This window comes from Clostridium sp. TF06-15AC, assembly GCF_003481165.1.
In the GTDB taxonomy this organism is placed as follows: Bacteria; Bacillota; Clostridia; order Lachnospirales; family Lachnospiraceae; genus Otoolea; species Otoolea fessa.
On record NZ_QUKS01000001.1, the window covers coordinates 638,302 to 649,958 of the forward strand.

Annotated in this window: 11 protein-coding genes and 3 tRNA genes; all 14 read right to left on the minus strand. The window is 49.4% G+C overall.

Annotated features, from left to right (window positions below):
* Nucleotides 1-11 precede the first annotated feature (11 nt).
* Nucleotides 12-1,940 (minus strand): LPD1 domain-containing protein, encoded by a 1,929-nt coding sequence (locus tag DXC57_RS02850; RefSeq protein WP_227087270.1) that lies wholly within the window; start codon nucleotides 1,938-1,940, stop codon nucleotides 12-14.
* A 126-nt stretch (nucleotides 1,941-2,066) separates the two neighbouring features.
* Nucleotides 2,067-2,969: a hypothetical protein gene (locus DXC57_RS02855; RefSeq protein ID WP_118651064.1), complete on the minus strand. Its 903-nt coding sequence runs from the start codon at nucleotides 2,967-2,969 to the stop codon at nucleotides 2,067-2,069.
* Nucleotides 2,970-3,051: 82 nt separating this feature from the next.
* On the minus strand, nucleotides 3,052-3,333 hold the full coding sequence (locus DXC57_RS02860; protein ID WP_005361060.1) for a hypothetical protein: 282 nt from the start codon (nucleotides 3,331-3,333) through the stop codon (nucleotides 3,052-3,054).
* Nucleotides 3,334-3,365: 32 nt separating this feature from the next.
* Nucleotides 3,366-3,590 (minus strand): hypothetical protein, encoded by a 225-nt coding sequence (locus DXC57_RS02865; protein ID WP_055156485.1) that lies wholly within the window; start codon nucleotides 3,588-3,590, stop codon nucleotides 3,366-3,368.
* Between the two features lie 13 nt (nucleotides 3,591-3,603).
* A complete protein-coding gene (locus DXC57_RS02870) occupies nucleotides 3,604-4,584 on the minus strand; it encodes a DUF3991 domain-containing protein (protein WP_117514325.1) in 981 nt (326 codons plus the stop codon).
* Nucleotides 4,585-4,661: 77 nt separating this feature from the next.
* Nucleotides 4,662-5,534 carry a DUF6017 domain-containing protein gene (locus DXC57_RS02875; RefSeq protein ID WP_118651066.1) on the minus strand — a complete coding sequence of 291 codons (873 nt, stop codon included), beginning with the start codon at nucleotides 5,532-5,534 and terminating at the stop codon, nucleotides 4,662-4,664.
* Nucleotides 5,535-5,563: 29 nt separating this feature from the next.
* Nucleotides 5,564-6,085 (minus strand): DUF5720 family protein, encoded by a 522-nt coding sequence (locus tag DXC57_RS02880; RefSeq protein WP_005361050.1) that lies wholly within the window; start codon nucleotides 6,083-6,085, stop codon nucleotides 5,564-5,566.
* 548 nt (nucleotides 6,086-6,633) lie between these two features.
* Nucleotides 6,634-6,706, minus strand: a tRNA-Thr gene (locus tag DXC57_RS02890).
* Between the two features lie 45 nt (nucleotides 6,707-6,751).
* Nucleotides 6,752-6,823 (minus strand) — tRNA-Glu (locus tag DXC57_RS02895).
* 18 nt (nucleotides 6,824-6,841) lie between these two features.
* Nucleotides 6,842-6,915: transfer RNA gene (locus DXC57_RS02900), tRNA-Pro, on the minus strand.
* Between the two features lie 130 nt (nucleotides 6,916-7,045).
* On the minus strand, nucleotides 7,046-7,381 hold the full coding sequence (locus tag DXC57_RS02905; RefSeq protein ID WP_022358560.1) for a metal-sensing transcriptional repressor: 336 nt from the start codon (nucleotides 7,379-7,381) through the stop codon (nucleotides 7,046-7,048).
* Between the two features lie 73 nt (nucleotides 7,382-7,454).
* The gene (locus DXC57_RS02910) at nucleotides 7,455-10,127 is read right to left on the minus strand and encodes a heavy metal translocating P-type ATPase (RefSeq protein ID WP_118651070.1); all 2,673 of its coding nucleotides are present in this window, start codon (nucleotides 10,125-10,127) and stop codon (nucleotides 7,455-7,457) included.
* 213 nt (nucleotides 10,128-10,340) lie between these two features.
* Nucleotides 10,341-10,847: a small multi-drug export protein gene (locus DXC57_RS02915; protein ID WP_022358562.1), complete on the minus strand. Its 507-nt coding sequence runs from the start codon at nucleotides 10,845-10,847 to the stop codon at nucleotides 10,341-10,343.
* A gap of 3 nt (nucleotides 10,848-10,850) precedes the next feature.
* Nucleotides 10,851-11,426 carry a zinc ribbon domain-containing protein gene (locus tag DXC57_RS02920; RefSeq protein WP_118628581.1) on the minus strand — a complete coding sequence of 192 codons (576 nt, stop codon included), beginning with the start codon at nucleotides 11,424-11,426 and terminating at the stop codon, nucleotides 10,851-10,853.
* Nucleotides 11,427-11,657 lie beyond the last annotated feature (231 nt).

An 11,657-nucleotide genomic window follows, 5' to 3' on the forward strand; every position in this document is an offset into this window, starting at 1 on the left:
TTCACCTCCTGCTATATTTCCGGCTCATGGTTTTTTCTGGAAACCGTCTGAGCCGGTGATTTTTTATCTGTCGGTCTGTTTGCCGCAAGCTGATCCATCACGGAAGGACGGCCGACGCCGAACATGGATAGCTGACCGTCCGCTGCCTCACGAAGTTCAGAAACAGAGAGGGGAAGCGTTACATCAGCATGGGTCAATAGCTGTTCCCGTTTCAAATCCTGAATGATCTCGTCAAAAACGGCGTTGATCGCACGGCGTTCTTCCCCCACAGGGAAGGCTTTCAATACCTCCATTTCTCCGTCTTTACCGGAAACCAGGGTAAGGGCACAGTCGGCATGGCCTGCCAGATAATCCGATGTGTAGGGCAGTTTGTCCTTGATATAACAGGCAAAGGCTCTGGCTGTCATTTCCACGTTGCTGTCCCAATAACCGCCGTCTTTTTCACATTCTTTTCCCATGCGTACCGAATTACGGTAAAAATCAGTTTCCGTCCGTCCAATCTGCGGAGCTTCCTGCGCCTGCATCCCGGAAAGCATACGCTCAAAAATTTCCAGCCGTTCCCGTTCACTTTTGGGAATTACCCGGCCGGTAACATTCTTCTTAAATGCGCTGATCTGTTCCACAGAGCCGGGTTCGCCGGACAAAAATGCTTCCCGCAAGACTGCGTAGGTTTCCATCTGTTCCTCATTGCCATACCGTTTCAGGGAGGCAAGAACCGAGGAATCCAGCCAGCTTGCCGCATTTTTCCGGGTGCGTTCTGTTTGTGCTTCCGTGCGCTTTGCTGCCTGTTCCGGTGTTTCCGGTTTATACTTCATGGTGTCAATGAGTTTTTGGAACGGCGCATAGAGGCGGGGCTGTTCTGACAGCATTCCTTTTGCGCCCATCTTTGTACCAAGATAATCGTCAAGTCCATGCCACCATTCATGTGCCAGCGAACCGGCCCCGTGCATTTTCGTAAGATTGATGACTGTACGCAAAGGTTCATAATGAGCCGCAGCATTGCCGCTGCCTCTTGCACCAAAAGCGATAGCAAGCGTTCCCTGATAAGCAATATCTTTATCGCTGATCTTAAGGGCTGACGCCAAATCCTTTAGTGCTTCAAATCCCATGTTAAGGGAGGTCTGACGGTCGTTCTGGTTCATCCAGTTTCCAAACTCGCCGCCGCGGAACCCAAATGTATCAAGATAATGCTGTCCGGTGATCTCCACGCCATTCCGATAATCCGGGCCGGTACGTTTGACATGGGCGAGCTGGGGAGGGACAAACCGGATCTTCCCATTTTTGTTCCTGCCTTTGGCAAGTTCCTGCACCCATTTCAGGGCAGCTTCTTTGGTCTCAAAATTGGTCCGCAGGATCGAATAGCCTTTTGTCACATAGTAGGTACCGGGTTTCCAGTCCTCATTTTTAGAATAGGTATGTTTCCCGTCGTTGAAGTGGATCGCATAACCTTTCGGTATTTTCTGCTCTTTGGAAACACAAAACTGTTCCTTTTTTGCTTTCTGAGTAAAGTTGCGCTCAAAATATTCAGCCGAGCGGATCAGCATGGTATTGGACAATTTGTTTGTGATCACGGGATTGTCCTGTCCCTTTTTCGTTGCCCGGTAATGGATTCCGCTTCCCCAGCCCTGTACCTTTTCTAAATATCCATTGTCAACGAAAAAGCGGTCATAGGCTCTCACAGCATCCTCCGCAGTACGGACATCTGAAAGCACTGCCTGCAATTCCCGAACTGTTTTTATATATTCCTTTTGTCTCGCGGTCCGTTTTTCCGGGGTGTCATCCGTGCGGTAATACTGAGGGGAAGCGTTTAAGCCGTCCCTCGCTTTTTTGATAAAATAGACCACGCCAAGAGGAATCCCTTCCTCCAGTATGGCTGCATAGTCCGGCTTTTTCCAGACATTATCCTTTTTCACAAATTTTTCGGCTTCGCGCTCATTCATGGCTTCCAGATCATCTGCATACAGCCCGCGGTCTTTCCACAGGTCTTTTTTAGCACCGCCGATCTTTTCGCCGAAATCTTCATGCACTCCTGCCAATCTTCATCACCTCCAGTCAGTGTAAAATTCTTATCGCTCCGGGGCAGGGCGACGTTCTTCGTTTTTGTGAAGTTGTGGGAGGTTTCCTGTGAGCCGGTCAGTTTCCCTGCGGATCAGTTTGTCCAGAGCGCCTAAATCCTCCGGTGCAATGGCAAACTCCCGGTAATTTTCATACCACAGGCCCGTAGAGATTGCCGCGATGGGCGCAATTTTCTCCGAACCGGATGGAAGAAGGCGATACACAGGGGCTTCGTCATAAAGAAGCATCTGCTTTGCCGTTCCCTGTGGTATGCGGTACTTATCCATATCCGGGTTCTGGGCTGCCTCCATATATTGCATATTCAGGCGTTCTTCTAAATCCTGGGGCATATAACGAAATGCCTGATCCATCCACTGTCTGAACATCGTGGAATAGTGGTACTGCCATTCCGTAACTTGATTCGGGGCATAAGAAAATCCCCAGCTTTTCAGAGCATCTTTTTCGTAAAGCTCCATTCCAGTCCATTCTTTCAGGCTGACCGTAGCCACTGAACCATCTTTGCGTTCGATATTGACGCCGCAGGGATAGAGGATATTTCGTTTTATATCCTGCCGCAGCGTGTCTAAATCCATCATCAGGACATCTCCGTACAAGTGACCGCCCTCTCTGAGATCCGTATGAAACAGGAAAGCCCTCGCTCCGATAAACTCCGTTGTTAAGATCATTTGATGAAGATCTGCCGTAGAACAATAAGCAAACAAAGCGTCGGAAAGCCACATGTGATTTTTCCCCATGATGGCAATGGAATCAGCCCCGGCATTTGTCGCCAGAGAACGCATATTGAATTCGCATTCCCTGAGAAAATCTCCGGCAAAAATATGGAGCTCATACGCAAAGACGGATAAGTCTGTATCGCGGATCAAATGAATCTGCGGTAGTGGTTCCTGATCCAATCAAATTCCTCCTTTCATGTGAAGCAGCTCTTTGACCTGCTCATTTTCCGCAAACGGCTGGCTATCTGTCCCCGCCATTTAATCAATCCCTCCCATCTGCCGGTAGCTGCCCGCCGGCAATCTTGCCGACAATCTCCGGACCGGTTTCATAAATCTGCATGAGGCGTTTTGCTGTGCCGCAAGGCTGTGCAGCTCCGCTAGTCCAAAGACGCACTGTGGATGGGGCAACATTCATCAAAAGCGCAAAGCCCTTTTCGTTCATGTCCAGCTTTTTCATCAGCGATTTAACCATATCGGGGCCGTAGTCTGGACACCGGGAAGCCTCGGCAATCATCTGCAAAGCGGTATTTTCAATTTTTTTCATTTTCAAATCCTCCTGTTATTTGTTTTCCAGCCTTATGCCGGGGCAAAGCTGATCTGGTTGTGTTTCATCCTTTTGGCAAAATCCGGCAACGAATAATTTACCCCGTCAATTTCTGCATGGGTGTCATCCAGACGATGACAAACAGCAAAGTGCCTGTCCCCGTTTCCATAGAACAGGCAGAGTAAACCATTGTCGGGAATGGAAAACAGCGCTTTTCCGGCGCTGTCTGTAAAGCAGATATGTTGAGATCCATTCATGTTGAAATCCTCCCTAAATTGAAACAGCCGCCTCTTTTGGGCGGCGTTGGTGCTGGCTGGTTTGCAGTTGTTCCCGAACCTCCAGCAATTTTTCATTGTAATCTTTTCCCATCCGGGGAGGGTTGACACTTACCCGGATATGACGGAAACGTTTATCCTCGTGGAGCATGGTCTTGATTTTCCGGGCATTGACAAATCCGGCAAGATCGTGGTCCATATAAAGGGTAACACGCCGGATCTCCGGGTGGCGTTCCAGAAAAGAAGTCAGCGCCACATGGGAAGTACCTCCCAAAGACAAGCGGTAACCATTCCATTTCCATCCCTCCAGCTCTTGAAGCGTTGCATGGGAAAGCGCATCAATAGGAGCTTCAAAGACTGCCACATGCCGGCTACCCGGACTTTGCGGGGGATAACAAAAGTTATATCCTTTGTCGCTGCCATAGACATCCTTTTTGAGATTGCCGCCGATACTGCGCATACAGGCGAACTTCGCTTTCCCGGAATCATCTTTCCCTACAAATACACAAACCGGTTCTCCATGATACCGGGCTTCGTAAAAAATCCCGGCTTGTAAACACTGGCGAATGACTTCTGAGCTGATCCCCCGTTTCTGCAAATAGGAGACCGCAGCGGTCGCGCAACGTCTGGCCCAGGGGAGAGAGAATGCTTTCTTTTCCGGTTCTTTTGATACCTGTATTTCTGCCGTACTTCGGTAAGCCGGTGTATGTCGGATTTCGCCACCTACCAGAGCATGAACCGCATCCACAAGACCATATCCCCGAATCTGGATCAGGTAGTCCAGCGCATTGATACTCCGTCCACGGCTGTTCCAGTACCAGTACCTTTTCCCGGTCACATATACCAGACTGTCATGTTCCTTATGCCGGAAATTAGGTCCATCCCGTTTCAGCACACCGGGTTCATGGAACTGCAGGTAAGTAAACAGATCAGCTTCCCGCGCTGCCTGAATCTGTTCTTTGGTTACGCCGGGCATTGTACCGGCACAGTGATTCTTTTCATCGTGCTTTGCCTCCTTCCTGTGATGGAATGAAAAAAGACACCCAAAGGTGCCTAACAGCCGTACAGATCGTGATTGACCTCGGCACGGTAATAGCTGTCCATTGTAGCCGGGGCATTATACAGCGCCGCCAGCAGATATGCTTTGATATTTCCGACCTTCGTCGTGTTCTTGTCGATACAGTCAAAGACATACTCTAAGTGACCGGAATTGATCTTCAGGAACCGGCTCTTGACGATCTCCCGCGGAAAATCATCTCCGGCGATGCGTATGTAAGGGCGTTTCGACAAAATCACTTCAAGCATAAGTTCAAGGGTTTCGTCCAGACGTTCCCTGCCATACCGTAAGACCAGTAAGTCATATTCGATATTTTCTTTGATGATTTCACGATAGGCTTCTATCAGCTCTATCCGATCCATCCCATCCGTGCGGTTTGCCGCTTCCGGCTCTGCCGGATAGATTGATGGATAAGTTATTGATTTATCTTTTTTTGATTTTTTTGTTCTTAATGGATTAGTATTTAATTGTGCCGGATTTTCCTGTTCAGGTTCCGCCTGTTTAGGTTTTGCCTGTTCTGGTTTTACCTGTCTTGGATTTTCCCGTTTAGGTGAAAGCCCTGTGTTTTCGGTACTTACAGGCTGCTCATGGATCGTATATTCAATGTCTCCCAACTGCCCGTTATCATAGCGGAGGCGCTGTCTGGTGAGATAACCATGCCGCTCCAGTTCCTTCAGGGCAGTAGTGATAGAATCCACACCATCCTTGCAGATATGGGCGAGTCCCTTTGTGGTATAATCCCAATCTTCCGGCAGCGACAACATAAGTGATAAAAGCCCCTTTGCCTTTAAGGACAACTCCGTATTGCGCAGATGGTGATTGCTCATTATCGTAAAGTCCTTTGTTTTCTCTACACGGAATACTGCCATTGTACCGCCTCCTTTCTTCGACTATTCCGTTACAAGGCATGATCCCTGCGGTCATAATGGAGATGACCGTCAGAGACCTTCGCATGGTTTTTCAGTTTCACTTCGCCCCGTTCCTGGCTCTCTAAAAATTTCTGATAGCCGGCATCTGTAAGGAACAAGCGCATCTTATCGCCTTTGTCGCCAACAGGGGAATCGTAAGACAATACATCAAAGACGATCATGTGCTTTACTTCTGGATCAAAGCGTTCAAGTGCCATGATGTCATGCCCCTTCAATTTTTCTGCCCCTGATTGTTGTCTGGCCTCGGCGATCTTTTCTCCAATCGTCCGGGCTGGATAGGGCAGACGGTAATTCTTCTGAATATCTTTTACCAAGTCCATGCACTCTGCATTTGACAGAACACGAAGTTTTGCCATAAGACCTTCTGCCGCCTCCCGCTGTTCGGAATTATTTGAATACCGCACGGTCATATAAAGTTCATTCAGGATCTTTGTCTGATAATCGCCCTCCACTTGAAAGAGCAGCTTTTTTTCCATTTCGTTTAATTCCATGTGGATCTCCTTTCTCTCGAAAATGAGTATGAAAAAAGGGCGTCCACCTATAAAAGTGAAACGCCCACGGCAACCAGCGGTCAGACATAAAGCCGGACCGCTGGCACTATTAAATTTTGTCGTTAATAAAACAGCCTCCTTTTTTCTTTATAGTTTTCGTCAATTTTCAACTTGGAAAAGGAATTGAATAAAAGACGACAAACGCTCAAACCCCTTGAAAATAAAGGCTTTTTCTGTTTGTCGTTATTATACCGTAACGGCACACCGCCGCCACTCTGCTGATCGGCTCAAACGTCAATATCCGCACGGTTGCAAGCCGTCTAGGACATTCTGACGTAACAACAACACTAAATATTTACAGTCACGCCTTGAAAGAACTAGATCGAAAAGCCTCTGACGCTCTGGCTGATACCTTATCCAAAAAGGCTAATACAAAAAATTCAGTCCCCGAATAGTCCCCAAAAACACAAAAAGCCGCCCTTTTCGGACGGCATTTTTTATATTCAGATACAAGAAAAACCCTTGATTTACAAGGGTTTCCACTCGTCAGCTCCCTGCCGGACTTGAACCGGCGACCTACGCATTACGAATGCGTCGCTCTACCAACTGAGCCAAGGAAGCATTTTAATTTGAAAAATGCTCTGGAAAACCCAAAGCAACTTTCGATGACCTGTCCGGGAATCGAACCCGGGTTTACGCCGTGAGAGGGCGTCGTCTTGACCGCTTGACCAACAGGCCGTATGTTTTATAATAGAATCGAGGCGACGTGATTCGAACACGCGACCTCTGCGTCCCGAACGCAGCGCTCTACCAAACTGAGCCACGCCTCGATTACATGACGTAGTATAATATAAATCCAGGAGAATGTCAACACTTTTTTTGAAGAATTTTTAAAAATATTTATTATGTTTAATATTTCGCTATAGTTGCTTGTGTTTACTCAATTCAATAAATTTATATTTACTTCATCAGCTTCTGAATGGTCTTGCACAGCTCCTCAACTGCTTCTTCCCCATTTCCCGCCTCTATATCATCGACCACACAGGTTTTGATATGGTTGGACAGCAGGACTTTGGAAAAACTGTTCAGCGCCGCCTGAACCGCTGATACCTGGTTTAATATATCGACGCAGTATCGCTCGTCTTCCACCATCGCCTTCACACCGCGCACCTGTCCCTCGATCCGGTTTAAACGTTTCAGCAGATCTTTTTCTTCGGTCAGATTTCTGTGTTTGTGGCGTTCCGTCTCTCCTCCCTGACAGACCTGCGCTTGTGATTCACATTTACAACAGCCCATGCTTTTCTCCTATCTTTTATCAAAATGCTGCGAAATGGCATATTAATTCCACCATTTCGCAGCTTTTTTCATCCTACTGAATCGAGTCCACCTTATAATCCTGTGCCTCAACCGCCTCTTTCAACGTATCGTCCGCCACATCCGCACTCATGCTTACGACCGCGGTTCCTTTCTCATGGCTGACCTCTGCGCTCTCCACGCCTGCCAGTGCCTCCAACGCCTTCTTTACGCGTGCCTCACAGTGTCCACACATCATTCCTTCGATATTCATTGTCTTTGTCATCGTTATTCCCTCCATATTTATATGATTTTTTTGATTCTCACTTTTTTGCATTTTTTTTGAAACAGTTTCATTTTCATTTGCTGTTTGCCCAATTGACCGGGTGTCTTCTGCCCCCATCCTAACTGCACCTGCGTTTTCTGCCTTTTCTCCACCTTTATTAGCAGTCTTCTCAGCCCTCTTCCGCATCGGATGATCCTTCGATGCATCGTGCATCTTAAACAGATTCAGCCGCAGCGCGTTCGTCACTACGCAGAAGCTGGATAAGCTCATCGCTGCAGCGCCGAACATCGGATTTAATTTCCATCCAAAGATAGGATACCACAAACCGGCTGCAAGTGGAATACCCACAACATTGTAAAAGAATGCCCAGAACAGGTTTTCGTGAATATTTCGAAGCGTCGCACGGCTTAGACGGATTGCCGCCGGAACATCACTCAAACGGCTCTTCATCAGCACCACATCCGCGGCATCAATCGCGATATCTGTACCGGCTCCGATCGCGATACCTATATCGGCACGCGTGAGCGCCGGGGCATCATTGATACCATCACCGACCATTGCCACCTTGCCCTGTTCTTTCAGGCTGCGGATGACACTCTCTTTCCCATCCGGAAGTACTCCGGCAATGACTTCATCCACACCAGCCTGTGCCCCAATCGCCCGGGCGGTCCGCTCATTATCTCCGGTCAGCATGACCACACGGATTCCCATGTTCTGCAGTTCCTTGACCGCCTGCGGGCTGTCTTCCTTGATGACATCTGCCACGGCAATCATACCAGCCAGACGACCATTTTTCATAAAGCACAGCGGCGTCTTGCCTTCCGATGCCAGGCGCTCAAAGGATGCCTGTTCCTGTGCGGACACCGTCGTATGTCCGCTGATATAGGAAAAGCTTCCGCCTGCCAATGAAGCGCCGTCTAACGTACCGGAAAGTCCATTACCCGGCAGCGCCTGGAAATCAGCCACCTCCGGCGCATCCACCTGCTGTTCTTTTGCATAGAGAAGAACCGCTTTCGCCAATGGGTGCTCACTCTTCTTTTCCAGGGAAAGCGCCAGGCTTACCAGCTCCTTCTCAGTCACACCTCCAGACGGGATGACGTCGGTCACACGCGGCTCGCCGCTGGTGATCGTACCCGTCTTATCAAGCGCTACAATGTCCATTTTTCCGGTTTCTTCCAGTGAAACAGCTGTCTTGAACAAGATTCCATTTTTCGCGCCCATGCCGTTGCCGACCATAATCGCAACTGGTGTAGCCAGTCCCAGTGCACACGGGCAGCTGATAACCAGTACGGAAATACCTCGCGCCAATGCGAATCCAAACGTCTGTCCTGCCAGCAGCCAGACAATCGTTGTCACCACTGCGATCGTGATAACCGCCGGGACAAACACGCCGGAAACCCGGTCTGCAATCTTGGCGATCGGCGCTTTCGTCGCCGCCGCGTCGCTGACCATGCGGATGATCTGCGACAGGGAGGTATCTTCACCGACTCTGGTCGCCTCACAGCGCAGATAACCAGACTGGTTGACCGTTGCCGCCGAAACCGGGTCACCCTGTGCCTTATCCACCGGAATACTCTCGCCGGTCAGTGCTGCCTCGTTGACCGCGCTTGCTCCTTCCAGGACCACGCCGTCCACCGGGATATTTTCACCTGGACGTACAACAAATACATCACCCTTCTTTACCTCTTCAATCGGAACCTTTGTTTCCACTCCATCCCGGATGATAACAGCTGTCTTCGGTGCCAGTTTCATCAGTCCCTTTAAGGCATCCGTCGTTTTTCCCTTGGAACGCGCCTCCAGCATTTTTCCGACTGTGATCAGCGCCAGAATCATTGCCGCCGACTCAAAGTAAAATTCATGCATGTAGGACATGACTGCCGTGCCGTTGCCCTTTAACTGTGCGTCCGTCATCGCAAACAACGCATATGTGCTGTAAATAAACGACGCGCCAGAACCAAGTGCTACCAGCGTGTCCATGTTCGGGGCGCGGTGTAAAAGTCCCTTGAAACCGCTGATAAAGAATTTCTGGTTAATCACCATGATAATTCCGGCCAAAAGGAGCTGCAAAAGTCCCATCGCCACATGGTTGCCATCCATAAAGTGCGGCAGCGGCCAGCCCCACATCATATGTCCCATCGACATATACATAAGGACTGCTAAGAATCCCAGCGATGCGATCAGACGGTGTTTTAAGACCGGCGTCTCCCGATCTTTTAAGGCGTCCTCTGCCTCCGACGCGCTCTGCGCCTGCGCTGCAGTGCCCTGTCCTTTCAGGGATGCGCCATATCCGGCATCTTCCACCGCATGAATCACGGTCTCCGGGGGCACATCGCCCTCGACGCCCATCGAATTTGTCAGCAGGCTGACCGAGCACGCCGTGACACCCGGCACTTTCGATACTGCTTTTTCAACCCGGCTGCTGCATGCCGCGCAGCTCATGCCGGTTACTGTATATTGCTTCATGGTCTCCTCCTATCTCTTAACTGTCCTTATAATATACCCCCACAGGGTATATGTCAACCCCAATTTCATTTATAATCTGTAATGGTTCAGTATCTTCACAGTCACGCGCAAAAAGACCCTGTCCGGAGAATTTCCCCTTACAGAGTCTTTTATACATTCGCATCCATGCCGCCCTTTGGCGGGCATAGACATTATTCCATTTTTATCTGTGCATCATCCAAACAGCACGCCCAGCACGCCGTAGGACAGAATCGACATAATCACCGTCGCCAGCGCGATACCGACTAAAATCGCGCCAAATGCCTTGCCAAATTTCATGTGGAGCAGGGATGCCACCAGCGCGCCTGTCCAAGCGCCGGTTCCCGGAAGCGGGATGCCGACAAAGAGCATCAGCCCCCAGAACTCATATTTCTCGATCTGCCCTTTTTTGCTCATCGCTTTGCGTTCCAGCCACAGCGCAATACCACGGAAACACGGAACCTTCTTCATCCACTCCAGCACATGGCGGATCAGAAGCAGGATAAACGGGATCGGCAGGATATTTCCCACGATACAGATCGGGATCGCCCGCAGGATCGGCACGTTTAAGAGTGCCGGTGACGCAGCCAGAAGCCCGCCTCGAAGTTCCAGAATCGGAATCATCGAGATAATGAAGATAATTGCCTCCTTCGATATGACTCCAGATAAATTAGCTGTAAACCATTGTACCAGTGAATCCATAAATTATGCCTGCTCCCCGCTGTTATTTTCATTCTGTGCCGCAGTATCGGTGGTGTTCTCCGAAACAGCGTCCGAAGCATCCGCGGAATCCGCGTCTGGACCAGCCGCGCCTTCTGTTTCTGCGTTGTCAACCGCCTTATCTGCTGCAGCTTCATCCTTCTCTTCAAAGATAGTCTCCTGCATCTCCTCCGGTTCTTCCGGCTCATGCACATCTGCAGATGTCGTCGAATCCATCGGCGCACCGCACCGGCTGCAGAATGCCGCATTTTTCTCCACCTTTGCGCCGCACTCCGCGCAGACTCTTGTGCCCTCTAACTCGGCAATCTCATCCTCCAGGGACGCAATCTTCACAAGCCCAGCCTGGATAGTGTGGAACTCATCTGCGAATTTCCCTTCCAGCTCGCCCTCATGTCTGTCATAGTATGCTTTTCCCAGTGTGATATATGCCTTATTAATCTTATCTTTCTCGGCGGACAACTTCGATTTCAGCTGTAATACGCCTGTAATGTCCTTTACCCGGTTCGCAGCTTCCTTGCTCTTATCGCTGATCACCTTTCCAAGTTCATCGAAAAATGCCATATTTCTTCCTCCTCTGCGGGATATGTACGCCTCAAATTTTGTTCTGCCTGATGTGACAGCGCATCGCTATTCTAAATGCAACGGCAGGTTCATGCAAAACCAAAGCGTCTGATATTTTCTCATAACGATTCAGCCGGTTTTTGCATCAAATACATAAACCGGCTGAACCGCTACGTTTCCCTTTATTTTAGCCCCTACGGGGGAGAAAGTCAATCTTTTGCATCCCTGAAT